We start from the raw sequence: 16,425 nt of genomic DNA on the forward strand, positions 1-16,425 counted from the left end.
GTGGACCCCGTTTCCTGTCCTGCACACCCGCCCTTTTCGTGAACACTGAACAAACCCGGGCGCGGCCGGGGGCGGGCGGGCGCGGTCGGGCAGGCTCGGGAAAGTCGATGGAGGAGGTGCCGTGGAGGGTCTTCTGCCTGCGGGACTGTTCGGCGACCCGACGGCAGCCGAGCGGGACGCCGAGCGTCTCTGGGCGCTGCGCGAGCAACGGATGCTGCTGCGCGACCTCCGAGACGAGGTGCACCTGGCAGCAGGCTCGGTGGCCGCCGCCGATCTGGGCGACTCGTGGCAGTCGGCGGCGCATCGGGGCTACGCGGCACGCCTCGGCGACCTGGCCGGCGACCTGTGCCGGGCCGGCCGGCAGCTCGACGACGCCCTCGACGCCGTGCACGCGTCCATTTCGAGGCTCACGGCCCCATGACCGGCCGGGCAGCGCAATGAACGGAGACGACGCCCCCGGCGCGCTCGTGCTCTCCGGCGGCGGCACCACGATGGTCTCCACCGACGCGCTCCTGGCGCAGGCGGCGCGGCTGGCGCTCCTGCGGGCCGACGCGAGGGACTGGCAGGCTCGACTGGAACGCATCCGCGCCCTGGAGGCCCTTCCGGCGCCGGCCTGGTCGGCCGAGGACCCAGGCCTCGCGGTGTTCGCGGCCCGGCAAACCATCGACGCGGTCGAAGCCCGCAGCGGGGAGCTGGCCGAATCGCTCGTGGTGGCCGCGGAGGCATACGGGCAGGCCGATCGCACCGCCGCGATGCTCGCCCGCATGACGGGGGCCTGGCTCGGGCACAGCCTGGGCCGGCTGGCTCCGCTGGTCTTCGCCGCCGCGATCCCGGCCGCCACGGCAGGCGCGGTGGCCTGGCTGCTCGGGGGCCTGCTGCGGCGCGACGCCCCCGGCACCGCCCGGAGCAGAGGCCCCGGCACCGCCCGGAGCCCGGGCCCGGACGTCGCCGGGCTGTGGATCGGTGACCCCCGCCTGCTGGCGAACCCGGCCGTGGTCGCCCTGGTGCGGGTGCTGGTGTCCTCGGTCGATGACGTGGCGGCCGGCGCGGTCGGTGTGCCCTTCCCGGTCTCCGCCGCCCTCGGCGACGAGGGGGCCGGGCTGTTCGGGGTGACGACGACCGCGGCCGGCACGCTCGCCGTGGCGCGTTCGATCGGGATGCTGCGGGAGACGCCGGTCACGGTCACCCGCGTCGGGAAGCCGCGACCGGCCAGGCCGCCGGGCGGGTTCGCGGACCTCGCCGCCCGGATCCCCCGCGTCTCAACGGGCGGGCCGCAGGTGCGCATCGAGCGGTACGGCGGCGCCGCGGACGCCGCCTGGCTGGTGTACATCGGCGGCACGGCCGAGTGGAGCCCGGTCTCCGCCGGCGAACCGTGGGACATGACCTCCAACATCACCGCGGTCGCCGAGCAGGGCGCGGGCTCGTACCGGGCGGTCGTCCAGGCCATGCACGAGGCCGGCATCCGCCCCACCGACGCGGTGATCCCGGTCGGCCACTCCCAGGGCGGCCTGGTCGCGGCGCAGCTGGCCGCGGCGGGGGAATTCAACACCGTCGCGGTGGCCACCTTCGGCGCACCGGTCGCCAAGGTGCCGGTGCCGCCCGGGCTGCCCGTGATCGCGGTGGAGCACTCCGAGGATCTCGTGCCCGCGCTCGGCGGCGCCGCCCGCGATGCCGCGGCCCGGCTCACCGTGAGCCGGGAGCTGTACGCCGACGCGGCGGTGCCCGCCTCGCCGCTACCGGCTCACGGACTGGTGACCTACCGGGAGACCGCCCGCATGATCGACGCCTCCCCGGCTCCGGCGCTGGCCGACTTCCGCACGCTGCTCGCGGCGACCGTGGGTACGGCCCCCGGCGTCGCCTCCCGGTGGCGGGGAACCCGATCGGGTTCTAGCGGCGCGCAGTGACCGGCCGCACGAGAATCCCGAGCAGCCAGCTGATGATGCCGAGCACGAGCGCGCCGAGCACGCCCCACCAGAAGTCGTCGACGACGAGGCCGAAGCCCATCAGCTCGGAGATCCAGGCGACGAGCATCAGGAGCAGGCCGTTCACGATCAGCGCGAGCAGGCCCAGGGTGAGGATGTACAGCGGCAACGCGATGATGCGGACGAGCGTGCCGATGACGGTGTTGACGAGGCCGAAGATCAGGGCAACCAGCGCGAAGGTCAGGACGGCTGCCACGGTCGTGTCCGCGTACGGCTCGACATGCACCCCGGTGACGATCAGGGTTGTCAGCCACAGCGCGACCGTGTTGAGGATCAGCTTGATCAGGAATCTGCCCATGCGTCCACTATGGCACCGGACCGGGGCCGTGCGCATGCGGTCAGGTGAATATGCCGCGGCGTAGACTCGCCGAGTGAGCCCCTCTGACCTGCCATCAGTCCGTCTGCGTCCCGAGATCGTTGCCCTGCCTGCTTACCGCCAGGGCAAACCGGCCGACGCGTCGGCGTTCAAGCTGTCGAGCAATGAGAACCCGTTCGACCCGCTCCCCAGCGTCATCGAGGCGGTGAACGCCGTCACCGCGTTCAACCGCTACCCGGATGCCTCCGCCCTGGCGCTCCGGGAACGCCTCGCCGCCAGGTTCGGTGTCGGTTCCGACGAGGTGCACGTCGGCTCCGGGTCGGTGGCGCTGCTGGCCCAGCTGATCCTCGCCGCGGCCGGACCCGGCGACGAGGTGCTGTACTCCTGGCGCTCGTTCGAGGCCTACCCCGGCCTCGTCACGGTCAGCGGGGCGACCAGCGTGCAGGTCCCGAACCGCGCCGACCATGGCCACGACCTGCCGGAGATGGCGGCGAATATCAGCGACCGCACCCGGGTCGTCATCGTCTGCAGCCCGAACAACCCGACCGGCACCATCGTCACGGCCGAGGAATTCGACGCGTTCATGGCCGTCGTTCCGCGGGACCTCCTCGTCATCCTCGACGAGGCCTATGCCGAGTTCGTGACCGCCCCCGACGCGGTCAACGGGCAATTGCTGCTCGCCCGGTACCCCAACCTGGTCGTGCTGCGCACCTTCTCCAAGGCCTTCGGGCTCGCCGGACTCCGGGTCGGCTACGCCCTCGGCCCGGTCCCGATCCTCGACGCCGCCCGCTCGACGGCGATCCCCCTCTCCGTCACCGGGCCCGCCGCCGCCGCCGCCATCGCCTCCCTCGACGTCGAACGCGAGCTGCTCGCCCGGGTCACGGTCATCGCCAAGCGCCGCGACGCGGCCTGGCGGGCGCTCGGCGAGCAGGGCTGGAACATCCCGAACCCCCAGGGCAACTTCCTCTGGCTGCCCACGGGCGAGCAGACGACCGAGGTCACCGACCGGCTCTTCGACGCAGGCCTCGTCGTGCGTGCCTTCCAGCCGGACGGCATCCGGGTCTCGATCGGCGAGGAAGCGGCTGTGGAGGAACTCCTACGGATCGCGGCTGACATTGTCGGAAATCTACCGACGGGCAACCCGGCCCGCCGGTTAGGTTAGAACCGTGGCAGCCACCCCCAATGACGCACTTCCGACCGTGCAGCTGCTCTCCACGGAGGGCGTGTTCCGGCCGAATGACGCCGCGGCCGAGTTCCTGCCCTACCTCGAGCGGCTGACCGAGGACGACCACCGCCGGTTCTACCGCGACATGGTCGTCGTGCGGAAGTTCGACACCGAAGCGGCCAACCTGCAGCGCCAGGGCCAGCTGGCCCTGTGGGTGCCCAGCCACGGCCAGGAGGCCGCCCAGGTCGGCTCCGCCTACGCGACCAGGCCGCAAGACCACGTCTTCCCCTCCTACCGCGAACACGTCGTCGGCATGATCAGGGGGCTCGACCCCGTCGACATCCTCCGGATGCTGCGCGGTGTCACCCTCGGCGGCTGGAACCCTGAGGACCACGGCAACTTCCACCTCTACACGCTCGTCCTCGCCTCGCAGACCCTGCACGCCACCGGCTACGCGATGGGCATGCAGCTTGACGGATCAACGGCCACCGGCAACCCGGAGACCGACCAGGCCGTGATCGTCTACTACGGCGACGGAGCGTCCTCGCAGGGCGACGCCAACGAGGCGCTCGTCTTCGCGGCCAGCTACCAGACCCCGCAGGTGTTCTTCCTGCAGAACAACCACTGGGCCATCTCGGTGCCGGTCACCCGCCAGTCGCGCACGCCTCTGTACCTCCGCGCGGGCGGCTTCGGCATCCCGGGAATCCAGGTCGACGGCAACGACGTGCTCGCCAGCTACGCCGTGACCGCCAAGTCGATGGACGACGCGCGCGCCGGCCGCGGCCCGGCCCTGATCGAGGCTCTCACCTACCGGGTCGGCGCCCACACCACGGCCGACGATCCGACCAAGTACCGCGACCCGGACGAGCTGGCCCGGTGGGTCGCCCGCGACCCGATCGCGCGGTTCCGCACCTATCTGCAGGGACTCGGCGTGGAGCAGGAGTTCCTCGACTCCGTCGATGAGGAAGCCGCCGACTACGCCTCCGATGTGCGCCGCCGGGCGCTGGAGATCCGCGCGCCGGAACGCTCGATCATCTTCGACAACGTCTACGCCGAGCCCCACCCGCTCATCACTGAACAGAAGACCTGGCTCGAACGCTACGAGGCATCCTTCGAAGGGGGCCAGGCATGAACGACGAGACGGTGACCACCGGCCCGACCGTCACCGACGGCGCCCCCGCGGCATCCGCGAACCTGCCCATGACGAAGGCCCTGAACGCCGGGCTCCGGCAGGCGATGCTGGCCGACCCGAAGGTGCTGCTGATGGGCGAGGACATCGGCCCGCTCGGCGGCGTCTTCCGCGTGACCGAGGGGCTCTTCGCCGAATTCGGCGACAAGCGCGTGCTGGACACCCCGCTGGCCGAATCCGGGATCATCGGCACGGCGATCGGCCTGGCCATGCGCGGCTTCCGCCCGGTCTGCGAGATCCAGTTCGACGGTTTTGTCTTCCCCGGCTTCGACCAGATCACCAGCCAGCTCGCCAGGATGCGGAACCGCCACGAGGGGCAGCTGGTCATGCCCGTCGTCATCCGCATCCCCTACGGCGGCCACATCGGTTCGATCGAGCACCACCAGGAGAGCCCGGAGGCGTACTTCGCGCACACGCCGGGCCTGCGCGTGGTCAGCCCGTCGAACCCGCACGACGCCTACTGGATGATGCAGGAGGCCATCGCCTCCGACGACCCGGTGATCTTTTTCGAGCCCAAGAGCCGGTACTGGCCCAAGGGCGAGGTGCAGTTCGGTGAGAGCGGCAGCCCGTTGCACGCGAGCCGCGTCGTGCGCACCGGCACGGATGTCACGGTCGTCGGCCACGGCGCCATGGTGAGCGTGCTGCTGCAGGCCGCCGACATCGCCCAGGCGGAGGGCATCAGCATCGAGGTCGTGGACCTGCGCTCGCTCTCCCCGATCGACTACGGACCGATCCTCGCCTCCGTGGAGAAGACGGCCCACCTGGTCGTCGCCCAGGAGGCGCACGGCTTCGTCAGCGTCGGCTCCGAAATCGCCGCGACCGTCGCCGAGAAGGCGTTCTACACGCTCGAGGCCCCCGTGCTGCGGGTCTCGGCCTTCGACACCCCGTTCCCGCCGGCGGCCGTCGAGACCCACTTCCTGCCGAGCCCCGACCGCGTCCTCGAGGCCATCGACCGCGCCCTCGCCTACTGACCCATGATTCGTCTCAAGGAAGGCACAGCATGACCGTGTCGAAGTTCACCCTCCCGGATGTCGGCGAAGGACTCACCGAGGCCGAGATCGTCGAGTGGAAGGTGGCTCCCGGCGACACGGTGACCATCAACCAGGTCCTCGTCGAGATCGAGACCGCCAAGTCGCTGGTCGAGCTGCCGTCCCCGTTCGTCGGCGTCGTCGGCGAGATCCTCGTGCCGGCCGGGACGACGGTGGACGTCGGGACGCCGATCATCACGATCCGGTCGGACGCGGCCTCGGACGCCGCCGCTGCGCCGGGGGCCGACGTGCCGGCGCCGATCAGGGAGGCTGCCGACGCGGCCGCCGATGTCGCCAACACGATCACCGAGGACGGATCGGCCGCGGTCCTCGTCGGCCGCGGCGCCGCGGCGACGATGCCGACCCGCCGCAAACGGCACAGCGGCGCCCGCGTGGCGCACGAGTCGATGGCCCCGCCCGCCGCGGCATCCGCTCGCCCGGCTGCCACCCCACTCCCGCAGCAGGTGCCCGGCGCCCCGGTGGGACCGGTGTTCGCCAAACCGCCGATCCGCAAGCTCGCCAAGGACCTCGGCGTCGACCTCTCCCAGGTCACCCCGACCGGCCCGATCGGGGACGTGACCCGCGAGGACGTGCTGCGCGAGGCGACCCAGGTGAGCGTTTTCCGCAACATCGAGACCCCGGAGTGGCCCGCCGACCGCGAGGAACGCATCCCGGTCAAGGGGGTGCGCAAGGCCATCGCCCAGGCCATGGTCAAGAGCGCGTTCACCGCGCCGCACGTGAGCCTCTTCGTCGACGTCGACGCCACCCGCACGATGGAGTTCGTGAAGCGACTCAAGGCGTCGACCGACTTCGCCGGGGTGCGGGTGTCGCCGCTGCTGATCATGGCCAAGGCCATGATCTGGGCGGTGCGCCGCAACCCCACCGTCAACTCGACCTTCACCGACGACGAGGTCATCATCCGGCACTACGTCAACCTGGGCATCGCCGCGGCGACACCGCGCGGGCTCATCGTGCCCAACATCAAGGAGGCCCAGGACATGAGCCTGCTCGAGCTGGCTTCTGCTCTCGAACGGCTCACGATCATCGCCCGCGACGGGAAGACGAGCCCCGCCGAGATGGCCGGCGGCACGATCACGATCACGAACATCGGCGTGTTCGGCATGGACACCGGAACGCCCATCCTCAATGCCGGCGAGGCCGGAATCGTCGCGCTGGGCACGATCAAGCAGAAACCGTGGGTCGTCGACGGTGAGGTCCGCGTGCGGTACGTCACCACGATCGGGGCGAGCTTCGACCACCGCGTCGTCGACGGGGATGTCGCCAGCCGGTTCCTCGCCGACGTGGCGAGCATCATCGAGGAACCGGCGCTGCTGCTCGAATAGCGGGCCGCAGTCGTCCGGGAAGCACGTCATCGGGGAAGCAGGGGAGGGGTCGATGGGGCATTCAGTCCGGGGCGCCACCCGCGGCGCCGGCGCCCGCATCCTCGGCACCCTTCTCCTGGGCGCCCTCCTCCTGTCGGGCTGCGTGGCCGAACCGGCACCGCAGACGGATGCCCCCGCAGCGAGCGAGCGCCCGAGCGTGCCCGGGCGGGTGCCCTCGCCCGTGCTCGACGCGACAACGGCCCGGCCGGGCACTCCGCTCACCGTGATAGCCGACGCCGATCCGGTGCGGAATGCCATCGCCGCCAGCGCCGCCCTGTACTCCGAGTCGCGGCTGGTCGTCACGGCGTCGGTGGGTGACCTGGCTGCCCAGCTCCTGGCCTCCTCTGCCGCGGTGGCGCTCGGTGTCCCGCTCCTGCTCACGCCAACGCCGGATGCGACGGCCGCGGCCGCAGCGCTTGAAGACGAACTCGGCCGCCTCGGGGCATCCCACCTGCTGAAGGTGGGCGGCGATCCCGCGGCCCGGCACGTCGGCACCGATGCGGCGGGGAGGGAGGAGTTCCACGTGGTCGCCTCGCCGGACGCGGTGGTCGCGATCCTGCCCCGCGAGCTCGCCGCGGAGGCGGTGACCGCGGACGCCGTGACCGCGGACGGCGCGCTCGCCGCGGTCGCGAAGCTGAAGCCCGGCACCCCGCTCCTGCTCGGACTGGCCGCGGGCGCCGACCCGATGCCGACCACGATGCCGACCACGACGCCGACCACGACGCCGACCACGACGCCGACGGCGCCTGCAGCGGCAGCGACGGACCGGCCGCCGGTGACGCTGCCGCGCGTGCGACGCAGCGTGCCGCGCACCGGAGTGCTGGTCCTGGCCGTGAACGACCCGGCCCAGCTGGCCGGGGCGGCCACGGCGCGTGCGGCAGGCGTCGACGTGCTGCCCGTGCCGGCCGACCACCCGAACCCGCAGGCATCCGCCGCACTGGTGACGGCGCTGGGCGCGGCCCGGCCGTCGGCCGTGCTCGCCCTCGGCGCCGCGTTCGCCGGCGAGGAGCGCCTGGCCTGGAAGGTCCGCGCCGCCGCCACCGGCGTCCAGCTGCCCGGCGGGGGGCAGGTGCTCTTCCCGGCCAGCCTGCTCGTTGCCTTGTACGGAACGCCGGGGACGTCGGCGCTCGGCGTGCTCGGCGAACAGGAGCTTCCGGCGGCGATCATCCGGGCCAGGAGCACGGCGAGCCAGTACGCGGAGCACACCGAACGCACCGTCGTGCCGATGATGGAGATCATCGCCACGGTCGCCGCCGGGGCGGAGGGGGCCGACGGGAACTACTCCAACGAGCTCTCCGCCGACCGCCTCCGACCGTGGGTCGAGGCAGCGGGCAAGGCCGGAATGTACGTGGTGCTCGACCTGCAGCCGGGGCGCACCGACTTCCTCACCCAGGCGAAGCGGTACGAGTCACTGCTCGTGCTGCCCCACGTGGGACTCGCCCTCGACCCGGAGTGGCGGCTCGGCAAGACCCAGCGGCACCTCGAGCAGATCGGATCGGTGGACGCCGCGGAGCTCAACACGGTGATCACCTGGCTCGCGGACCTGACCAGCACGCACGCGCTGCCACAGAAACTGGTCGTGCTGCATCAGTTCAGCCTGAAGATGATCCGGAATCGCGCCAGCCTCGACACCTCCCTCCCTGAACTCGCCCTCCTCCTGCACGTTGACGGGCTCGGCGGCCAACCGGCGAAGCAGGCCACCTGGCGGGCCCTGCGCGCCGGCGCGCCGGCCGGCATCTTCTGGGGCTGGAAGAACTTCATCGACGAGGACCAGCCGATGCTCACCCCGGCACAGACCATGGCGCAGGTCGCGCCGAGCCCGGACCTCATCACCTACCAGTGACCCGCCCTCGGGTCCTTTGACCCGGACTAATGGTTTTGACAATCATTATCAATAAGCGTAGTGTCGCACCGTGAGACCCAGACACCTGTCCCTTGCCGCCCTCGTGGCCGCGGCCGTCGTCCTGCTCTCCGGCTGCGGTACCGACCCGGACGCGTCTGACGCCGGGCTCGAGATCGTGGCAACGACCACGCAGGTAGCCGATTTCACCCGCGAGGTCGTCGGCGACACGGCCCACGTCGCGCTCACCCAGCTCGTCCGGCCCAACCAGAGCGTCCACGCCTTCGACCCGTCGGCCGCGGATCTGACCGCGCTCGGGCGGGCCGACGTGCTCGTCGTCAACGGCATCGGGCTCGAAACCTGGCTCGACGACGCCATCGAGGCATCCGGCTTCGACGGTGTCACGATTGACGCCAGCGAGGGGATCTCCCTGTTGGAAGACGACAATCCGCATGTCTGGACCGACCCGCGGAATGCTGACGCCATGGTGAACACCATCGCCTCGGGGCTTGGCAACGCCGACGCGCCGAACGCCGAAGCGTTCGACGCCAATGCGACGGCCTACGCGGACAAGCTCACCCGGCTCGATGACTGGACCCGCGCCAACGTGGACACCGTCCCCGCGGGCGATCGCCTGCTGGTGAGCAACCACGACGCCCTCGGCTACTTCACCGCCGCCTACGGCATCACCTACGTCGGATCCGTCATTCCGAGCTTCGACGACAACGCCGAGCCCAGCGCAGCCGAGATCGACAAGCTCGTGGCCGCGATCACCGCGACGGGCGTCAAGGCCGTGTTCTCCGAGGCGTCCCTCGACCCGAAAGCCGCGCAGACCATCGCGAGCGAGGCCGGGGTGCGTGTCTACTCCGGCGAGGATGCCCTCTACGTCGACTCGCTCGGCCCGGCCGGAAGTGAGGGAGAGACCTACCTCGCGGCGCAGGTGCACAATGTCATCGTCGTTCTCGAATCCTGGGGCGTCACACCCAGCCCCGTCCCGGCCGAGCTGGGATAGTGGTGCTGTGAACGAGAACCCTCCCGATCCGGCGCCCGCACTGGCGGTCTCCGGCGCCTCCTTCAGCTACGGCCGCGGGCCCGCCCTGGAGGACATCACCTTCGAGTTGCGACCCGGCGAAGCCGTTGCCCTGATCGGCCCGAACGGCTCGGGAAAATCAACGCTGCTCAAGGGCGTCCTCGGGCTGGTCCCGCGGGTCAGTGGCACCGTCACGGTGCTCGGCCAGTCCGCGGCGCCCGCCGGCTCGGTCGGCTACGTTCCCCAGACCGAAGACATTGACCCGCACTTCCCGATCACGCTCGAGCAGGTCGTCATGATGGGCCGCTACCGCTCCCTCGGCTGGCTGCGCCTGCCGTCCCGGCGTGACCGCGACGCGGTAGCGCACGCCCTGGAAACGGTGGGCCTGGGGCCGCTGGCGAAGAGCCGATTCGGTCAGCTTTCCGGCGGACAACAGAAGCGGGGCCTGCTCGCGCGGGCCGTCGTATCCGGCCCCCGCCTGCTGCTGCTCGACGAACCATTCAACGGCCTCGACCAGGAGAACCGCGACGCCCTGATCGGCACCATCGACCGGCTGAAGGCGGGCGGCCTCGCCGTGCTCGTGTCGACCCATGACCTGGAGCTCGCCCGGGCCGTCTGCGAAGAGGTGTTGCTGCTCAACGGCAGCCAGGTTGCCTTCGGACCGCGCGACGAGGTGCTGACCCTCGACAACGTGCAGCGCACCTTCCAGGACGTGGGCGTGGAGATGGACGAACACACCGTCGTCGTGCCCGGGCACGAGGGCCACTAGGTGGACCTCGCCGGCTTCCTGTTCGACGGCTTCGCGCTGCCGTTCATGGCCCGCGCGCTGGCCGTACTCGCCGCACTCAGCCTTGTCGCCGGGGTGGTCGGGGTGCTGGTCAACCTGCGCGGACTGGAGTTCATCAGCGACGGGCTCACCCATGCGGTCTTCCCCGGAATAGCCATCGGCTTCGTCTGGAGCGGGCAGGACGGACTCTTCGTCGGCGCGCTGATCGCCGCACTTGTCGCCTCCGTCGCCCTGACCCTGATCGCGCGCAGCAAGGTGCCGACGGATGCCGCCATCGCGGTCGTCTTCACGGCCATGTTCAGCATCGGCGTCGTCGTCGTTTCCCGTGAAGCCAACTACGCCGGGCAGCTCGAGCAGCTCCTGTTCGGGCGCCTGCTGACCGTCGGCCCGGCCGAGGTCGTGCAGACGATCGTGATCTGCGGCGTCGCCCTCCTGGTCGTGGCGCTCACCCTCAAGGAACAGGTCTTCCGGGCCTTCGACCACACCGGGTTCTCCGCGGCCGGCTATCGTCCGCTCCTGCTCGACCTGATGCTCAACGGTGCGATCGCCCTCGTCGTCGTGGCGGCGACGAGTGCGGTCGGCAACCTGCTCGTGCTCGCCGTGCTGATCGTCCCCGGTGCGGTGGCGCGCCTCCTCACCTCGCGGCTGTGGCTGCTCTTCCCCATCGCCGCGGTGTTCTCCGGGGTGGCGGCCTGGCTGGGGCTGGCGCTCGGCTATGCGGCATCCGTCGATCTCGGCATCGAGTTGTCGAGCGGCGCGACCGTCGTGCTCGTGCTGGTCGCGGGCTACGCCGTTGCTCTCCTCGCCCGGATCCTTGTCGACCGGCTGCGCGGCAGGACGGAGCGGTGATGGGCTACTTCGAGAAGGCTCTCCTCGCCGCCCTCGTGATCGGGGCGCTCTCCGGGCTGGTGGGCTCACTCGTCGTGTTGCGCCAGCGCACGTTCTTCGCCCAGGCGCTCACCCACGCGACCTTCCCGGGCGCCATCGCCGCAGCCATCCTCGGGGTCAGCATCCCCCTGGGCGCGGCCGTTGCGGCCGTCGCCATTGTCGGCATCATGACCGTGATCGGAAGGGTCGAGCGGCAGGGAGCCCAGGTTGCGTCGGGCATCGTGCTCACCGCCGGGTTCGCCCTCGGCGTGCTCCTCCAGGCCCTGAACCCGTCGTTGCCCGTGCAGGTCGACTCCTACCTGGTCGGGTCGATCCTCACCGTGACGACCGGCGACGTGCTCCTGGCCGCCGGCGTGCTCCTTCTCGCCGTCGCCGTCATGGTCTTCCTGGGCAAGGAGATCCTCTTCTCCACCTTCGACAAGAACGGATTCCGCGCCGCGGGCTACCGGGAATGGCCGATCGAACTGCTCAGCCTCGCCCTCATCACGGCGACGGTGGTCACGGCGATGCCGGCCGTCGGCGCCATCCTCGCCATCGCGCTCATCGCGGCGCCCGCGGCCGCCGCGCGCCAGCTCGCCCGCACGACGACCCAGATCTTCGTCGCCGCGCCGCTGGTCGGCGCGGCATCCGGGGCCATCGGCGTGCTGCTCTCCCGCGCCCTTGACGTGGCGGCCGGGCCGGCGATCGCCCTCACGGCGGCCGGCTTCTTCCTGGCGGCCCTCGGCGTTCACCGGCTCGGCCGGGCGCGGATACGGCCCCGAGCATGAAGCGAAACACCTGGCAGCGGGAAGCCGTGCGCGCGGCCCTCGACACGGCCGAGGGTTTCGTCAGCGCGCAGGGCCTGCACGCCACGCTGCACGCGACCGGCTCGCCGATCGGCCTCGCCACGGTGTACCGCGCCCTCGCCGACCTCGCCGCGGAGGGCGCCGCGGACTCCCTGCAGTCGCCGGAGGGCGAGAGCCTGTACCGGGCCTGCACGAACGACCACCACCACCACCTGATCTGCCGAAACTGCGGCCTGACGGTGGAGATCGAGGCGGATGCCGTGGAGATCTGGGCCAAGAACGTGGCCGCAGAGCACGGCTTCAGCCAGGCCGCCCATGTGGTCGACGTCTTCGGCCTCTGCGCCACCTGCGCCCCCGTCGCCCCCTCGCCGGGCCGGTTTGCGCGAGGCGCGTCGAGGCCGTAGAGTTGACCGTTGCTGCGCACATCCGTGCGTGCATTGCCGCAACGTGCCGCTCCCCACCAGGGAGAGCGCGGGCGTTCCGGCCGACAAGAGATCTTGGGAAGGGCATTCGCCCTTCGGTAATGGAGGAAAACCATGGCAGCTGTCTGCCAGGTGACTGGAGCCGTTCCCGGCTTCGGACACAACATTTCGCACTCGCACCGACGCACCAAGCGTCGCTTCGACCCGAATGTTCAGAAGAAGACATATTACGTACCCTCGCTCCGCCGGAACGTCACGCTGACCCTGTCGGCCAAGGGCATCAAGGTCATTGACGCACGCGGCATCGAGTCCGTCGTCAAGGACGTACTCGCTCGTGGGGTGAAGATCTAATGGCAAAGCAGCATGACGTCCGTCCGATCATCAAGCTTCGTTCGACCGCCGGAACGGGTTACACCTACGTGACCCGCAAGAACCGTCGCAACGACCCCGACCGTCTCGTACTCAAGAAGTACGACCCCGTAGTGCGCAAGCACGTTGACTTCCGTGAGGAGCGCTAAAAATGGCGAAGAAGAGCATGATTGCCAAGAACAACCAGCGCAAGGTAATCGTCGAACGATACGCCGCCAAGCGCCTCGAGCTGAAGAAGGCTCTCATCGACCCGAACGGCACCGATGAGTCCCGTGAGGCCGCTCGCCTGGGCCTGCAGAAGCTCCCCCGCAACGCTTCGCCGGTGCGCCTGCGCAACCGCGACGCGGTTGACGGACGCCCTCGCGGCCACCTCAGCAAGTTCGGTATCTCGCGCGTTCGCTTCCGCGACATGGCGCACCGGGGCGAGCTGCCCGGCATCACCAAGTCCAGCTGGTAGCACCCCGGACGGCCGCGTGAGCGGTCCTCCGTAACGTCCTCAGGGGATGTCGACTTCGGTCGGCATCCCCTGAGTCGTTCCGCGCAGAGCGAAATAAAAGCGACTCGCCGGGGAAAAGCGCTCCGAAACGCCGGAAATCCGCGGAATTCCGCCGATCTCTGTTAGATTCAACGCGGTCGAACCGACCAGCGGAGAAGCTCCCCGGAGTCAATTCGTTCACCCTAACTACCTGTTTCTACGAAGGTCCGAGGAGGACACTCAATGGCTGACAAGTCGCTGAACAAGACCGAGCTCGTTGCCAAGGTTGCCGCAGACTCTGGCCAGAGCCAGACTGCCGTCGACAGCGTTCTGAACGCTTTCTTCGCAACCCTCGCCGACACCGTTGCACACGACGGCAAGGTCACCATCCCGGGTTGGCTCGGAGTCGAGCGCACCGCTACCGCCGCGCGCACCGGCCGCAACCCGCAGACCGGCGAAGAGATCCAGATCGCCGCAGGCCACCGCGTCAAGCTGACCGCCGGCAGCAAGCTCAAGGCCGCCGCCAAGTAGCATTCGGTACCTGCACGACAGACGGGCGTCGACTTCGGTCGGCGCCCTCTTCTGTGCCCGGGCGCGGATCCGGCCGCGAGCCGGGGCGGGCCCGCACGGTTAGGCTGGCTGGGTGCCTCGTCTTGTCCGCCTCATCGGTCCGGCAGCCCTGCTGCTGGTGGCTCTGCTCGCGACTCTCGCCGGGCTCGCGTATGGCGGCGGTGCGGCCGCGCAGCTCCTCGCCGACCCGGGCCCCGTGGTGCGATGGAGCCTGCCCATCGCCAAACTGCTGGTCAACCTCGGCGCGGCCGGCACGATCGGCGCCCTCGTGCTCACCCTCTTCGCGTTGAGCCCCGGGGAACGTGAGTTCAACACCGCGCTCGACTTCTCCGCGGCATCCGCAGCCGTCTTCACCGTCGCCTCGGCGCTCACCGGGTTCCTCACCTTCCTGCAGGTGACGAACGTCTCGCTCAGCTTCGATGACACGTTCAGCGCGACGATGGGCCAATTCTTCAGCCAGATTGAAATCGGCCAGGCCTGGCTCGGCACCACCCTGATCGCCGCCGGCGTCACGGTGCTCTGCTTCGCGGTGCGCAACCAGACCGCGATCGTCTTCGTTGCGCTCCTCGCGGTCGCCGCGCTCGTGCCGATGGCGCTGCAGGGGCACTCCGCGGGCGCGACCGGCCACGATCAGGCGATCACCGCACTCGGCGTGCACCTGCTGTTCGCCGCCGTCTGGCTGGGTGGGCTGCTGACCGTCCTCGTGCTGCGCGGCAGCCTCACGGGCGATCGTCTCAGCGTGGTCCTGTCCCGCTATTCTTCCCTCGCACTGGTCTCCTTTATCGTGGTCGCCGTATCCGGCTACTTCAGCGCGGAGCTCCGCGTCGGCAGCCTCGAGCGGATCTTCAGCCCCTACGGCGTGCTCGTGCTGGTGAAGGTGGCGGCGTTGGTCGCCCTGGGCGGCTTCGGTGTGCTGCAGCGCCGGTTCGTCATCGGCCGGATGACGTCCGGACGGTCGGACTCCCGCCCGTGGCTCTGGTGGCTCATCACCGCGGAACTGGCCTTCATGGGCCTGGCCTCGGGCGTCGCGGCCGCGTTGGCGAAGACGGCCACGCCGGTCGTGCAGGTCACCGCCGCGGAGATCCCCACCTCGACGCCGGCGCAAATCCTGACCGGGGAGCTGCTGCCGCCCGAACTCACCTTCTCCCGCTACTTCACCGAGTGGAATTTCGACCCCGCCTGGGTGTTCTTCTGCGCCTTCGGCATATTCTTCTACCTGGCCGGGGTGCAGCGACTCCGCCGCCGCGGCGACAGCTGGCCGGTGTACCGCACCGTGCTGTGGGTCCTGGGCATGCTGGCCTTGTTCTACATCACCAACGGCGGCGTGAATGTGTACGGCAAGTACCTGTTCTCCACCCACATGCTCGCGCACATGGCCCTGACGATGCTCGTGCCGGTGCTCCTGGTTCCCGGGGCGCCGGTCACGCTCGCTGCGCGCGCCATTCGCAAGCGCCACGACGGCAGCCGCGGCCCGCGGGAGTGGATCCTGCTCGCCGTTCACTCGAAGCCCGCCGGGATCCTGGCGCATCCGTTCGTGGCGGCCATCGTCTTCGCCGCATCGCTGTGGGTCTTCTACTACTCGGCGTTGTTCAGCTGGGCGACCACAGACCACATCGGCCACGAGTGGATGGTCGTGCACTTCCTGATCACGGGATACCTGTTCGTGCAGTCGCTGATCGGCATCGATCCCGTGCCGTACCGGCTGCCCCACGCATTCCGATTGCTGCTCCTGCTGGGCACGATGGCGTTCCACGCGTTCTTCGGGGTGGCGCTGATGACCGGGACCGGGCTGCTGCTTGCCGACTGGTACGGGGCCATGGGGCGCGACTGGGGCCTGAGCGCCATCGCGGACCAGCAGGCCGGCGGCGGCATCGCCTGGAGCATCGGCGAGATTCCGACGATCGCGCTGGCCATCGCGGTGGTGATCCAGTGGAGCCGCGGAGACGAGAAGGAATCCCGGCGCATCGACCGAAATGCGGACCGCACGGGCGACGCCGACCTCGAGGCGTACAACGCGCGGCTCGCGCGTCTCGCGGCGCACGACCGGTAAACGCCCCGGGCAGGTGGTCGGGCCCAGTGCCCGGCCCGGCGGCCAGGCTAGTTGTTGTTCCCACGGAGGTTGTGTGCGTGGCGTGAGCTAAAAAGGTGAGGACCTCCGGTATCGATTGGGTTACCACACTCAAGCCGATGCCACGGA

18 protein-coding genes are annotated in these 16,425 nt (G+C 70.1%); 17 read left to right on the forward strand and 1 reads right to left on the reverse strand.

The features are described 5' to 3' along the window. Positions 1-121 precede the first annotated feature (121 nt). Together BLQ39_RS06770 and BLQ39_RS06775 are read left to right on the forward strand one after the other, a co-directional pair. Positions 122-421: a hypothetical protein gene (locus BLQ39_RS06770; RefSeq protein ID WP_092322725.1), complete on the forward strand. Its 300-nt coding sequence runs from the start codon at positions 122-124 to the stop codon at positions 419-421. Positions 422-437: 16 nt separating this feature from the next. After that, on the forward strand, positions 438-1,904 hold the full coding sequence (locus BLQ39_RS06775) for a hypothetical protein (protein WP_092322726.1): 1,467 nt from the start codon (positions 438-440) through the stop codon (positions 1,902-1,904). Here the strand turns inward: BLQ39_RS06775 and BLQ39_RS06780 are convergent. Beyond that, a complete protein-coding gene (locus BLQ39_RS06780) occupies positions 1,888-2,280 on the reverse strand; it encodes a phage holin family protein (protein WP_092322728.1) in 393 nt (130 codons plus the stop codon). The genes BLQ39_RS06775 and BLQ39_RS06780 overlap by 17 nt on opposite strands. 73 nt (positions 2,281-2,353) lie before the next feature. Here BLQ39_RS06780 and BLQ39_RS06785 point away from each other — a divergent pair, with 73 nt between their 5' ends. The 15 genes from BLQ39_RS06785 (at position 2,354) to BLQ39_RS06855 (ending at position 16,278) form a co-directional block, all read left to right on the forward strand. Next, complete coding sequence (locus BLQ39_RS06785) at positions 2,354-3,460, forward strand: histidinol-phosphate transaminase (protein WP_174775363.1); 1,107 nt, start codon at positions 2,354-2,356, stop codon at positions 3,458-3,460. 4 nt (positions 3,461-3,464) lie between these two features. Then, positions 3,465-4,595 (forward strand): thiamine pyrophosphate-dependent dehydrogenase E1 component subunit alpha, encoded by a 1,131-nt coding sequence (locus tag BLQ39_RS06790; RefSeq protein WP_241977227.1) that lies wholly within the window; start codon positions 3,465-3,467, stop codon positions 4,593-4,595. A 68-nt stretch (positions 4,596-4,663) separates the two neighbouring features. Beyond that, positions 4,664-5,623 (forward strand): alpha-ketoacid dehydrogenase subunit beta, encoded by a 960-nt coding sequence (locus tag BLQ39_RS06795; protein ID WP_241977232.1) that lies wholly within the window; start codon positions 4,664-4,666, stop codon positions 5,621-5,623. A gap of 29 nt (positions 5,624-5,652) precedes the next feature. After that, complete coding sequence (locus BLQ39_RS06800; RefSeq protein ID WP_092322731.1) at positions 5,653-7,023, forward strand: dihydrolipoamide acetyltransferase family protein; 1,371 nt, start codon at positions 5,653-5,655, stop codon at positions 7,021-7,023. 52 nt (positions 7,024-7,075) lie between these two features. Continuing rightward, positions 7,076-8,905 (forward strand): hypothetical protein, encoded by a 1,830-nt coding sequence (locus BLQ39_RS15810; protein WP_092322732.1) that lies wholly within the window; start codon positions 7,076-7,078, stop codon positions 8,903-8,905. A gap of 70 nt (positions 8,906-8,975) precedes the next feature. After that, the gene (locus tag BLQ39_RS06810; RefSeq protein ID WP_092322734.1) at positions 8,976-9,914 is read left to right on the forward strand and encodes a metal ABC transporter substrate-binding protein; all 939 of its coding nucleotides are present in this window, start codon (positions 8,976-8,978) and stop codon (positions 9,912-9,914) included. Positions 9,915-9,921: 7 nt separating this feature from the next. Next, the gene (locus BLQ39_RS06815; protein WP_241982937.1) at positions 9,922-10,701 is read left to right on the forward strand and encodes a metal ABC transporter ATP-binding protein; all 780 of its coding nucleotides are present in this window, start codon (positions 9,922-9,924) and stop codon (positions 10,699-10,701) included. Next, entirely contained in the window at positions 10,702-11,568 is an 867-nt protein-coding gene (locus tag BLQ39_RS06820; RefSeq protein WP_198417101.1) for a metal ABC transporter permease, read from the forward strand. Next, the gene (locus BLQ39_RS06825; protein ID WP_092322736.1) at positions 11,568-12,374 is read left to right on the forward strand and encodes a metal ABC transporter permease; all 807 of its coding nucleotides are present in this window, start codon (positions 11,568-11,570) and stop codon (positions 12,372-12,374) included. The genes BLQ39_RS06820 and BLQ39_RS06825 overlap by 1 nt, the downstream gene beginning before the upstream one ends. Next, on the forward strand, positions 12,371-12,796 hold the full coding sequence (locus BLQ39_RS06830; RefSeq protein ID WP_092322738.1) for a Fur family transcriptional regulator: 426 nt from the start codon (positions 12,371-12,373) through the stop codon (positions 12,794-12,796). Before BLQ39_RS06825 ends, BLQ39_RS06830 begins: the two co-directional genes overlap by 4 nt. 132 nt (positions 12,797-12,928) lie before the next feature. Continuing rightward, a complete protein-coding gene (rpmB, locus tag BLQ39_RS06835; RefSeq protein WP_092322739.1) occupies positions 12,929-13,165 on the forward strand; it encodes a 50S ribosomal protein L28 in 237 nt (78 codons plus the stop codon). Further along, the gene (gene rpmG, locus BLQ39_RS06840) at positions 13,165-13,332 is read left to right on the forward strand and encodes a 50S ribosomal protein L33 (RefSeq protein WP_092322741.1); all 168 of its coding nucleotides are present in this window, start codon (positions 13,165-13,167) and stop codon (positions 13,330-13,332) included. Before rpmB ends, rpmG begins: the two co-directional genes overlap by 1 nt. A gap of 2 nt (positions 13,333-13,334) precedes the next feature. Beyond that, positions 13,335-13,640, forward strand: coding sequence for a 30S ribosomal protein S14 (rpsN, locus tag BLQ39_RS06845; protein ID WP_092322742.1), 306 nt, complete (start codon positions 13,335-13,337; stop codon positions 13,638-13,640). A 261-nt stretch (positions 13,641-13,901) separates the two neighbouring features. Beyond that, complete coding sequence (locus tag BLQ39_RS06850) at positions 13,902-14,189, forward strand: HU family DNA-binding protein (protein WP_092322744.1); 288 nt, start codon at positions 13,902-13,904, stop codon at positions 14,187-14,189. 112 nt (positions 14,190-14,301) lie between these two features. Beyond that, positions 14,302-16,278, forward strand: coding sequence for a bifunctional copper resistance protein CopD/cytochrome c oxidase assembly protein (locus BLQ39_RS06855; protein WP_092322745.1), 1,977 nt, complete (start codon positions 14,302-14,304; stop codon positions 16,276-16,278). Positions 16,279-16,425 lie beyond the last annotated feature (147 nt).

It is taken from the genome of Cryobacterium psychrotolerans, assembly GCF_900101115.1.
GTDB lineage: Bacteria > Actinomycetota > Actinomycetes > Actinomycetales > Microbacteriaceae > Cryobacterium > Cryobacterium psychrotolerans.

Excerpts from the sequence above, each read along its gene's own strand:
- rpmB (WP_092322739.1), top strand. The coding sequence starts at position 12,929 with ATGGCAGCTGTCTGCCAGGTGACTGGAGCCGTTCCCGGCTTCGGACAC.
- BLQ39_RS06780 (WP_092322728.1), bottom strand. The coding sequence starts at position 2,280 with ATGGGCAGATTCCTGATCAAGCTGATCCTCAACACGGTCGCGCTGTGG.
- BLQ39_RS06850 (WP_092322744.1), top strand. The coding sequence starts at position 13,902 with ATGGCTGACAAGTCGCTGAACAAGACCGAGCTCGTTGCCAAGGTTGCC.
- BLQ39_RS06800 (WP_092322731.1), top strand. The coding sequence starts at position 5,653 with ATGACCGTGTCGAAGTTCACCCTCCCGGATGTCGGCGAAGGACTCACC.
- rpmG (WP_092322741.1), top strand. The coding sequence starts at position 13,165 with ATGGCAAAGCAGCATGACGTCCGTCCGATCATCAAGCTTCGTTCGACC.
- BLQ39_RS06830 (WP_092322738.1), top strand. The coding sequence starts at position 12,371 with ATGAAGCGAAACACCTGGCAGCGGGAAGCCGTGCGCGCGGCCCTCGAC.
- BLQ39_RS06825 (WP_092322736.1), top strand. The coding sequence starts at position 11,568 with ATGGGCTACTTCGAGAAGGCTCTCCTCGCCGCCCTCGTGATCGGGGCG.
- BLQ39_RS06795 (WP_241977232.1), top strand. The coding sequence starts at position 4,664 with ATGACGAAGGCCCTGAACGCCGGGCTCCGGCAGGCGATGCTGGCCGAC.
- BLQ39_RS06775 (WP_092322726.1), top strand. The coding sequence starts at position 438 with ATGAACGGAGACGACGCCCCCGGCGCGCTCGTGCTCTCCGGCGGCGGC.
- BLQ39_RS15810 (WP_092322732.1), top strand. The coding sequence starts at position 7,076 with ATGGGGCATTCAGTCCGGGGCGCCACCCGCGGCGCCGGCGCCCGCATC.
- rpsN (WP_092322742.1), top strand. The coding sequence starts at position 13,335 with ATGGCGAAGAAGAGCATGATTGCCAAGAACAACCAGCGCAAGGTAATC.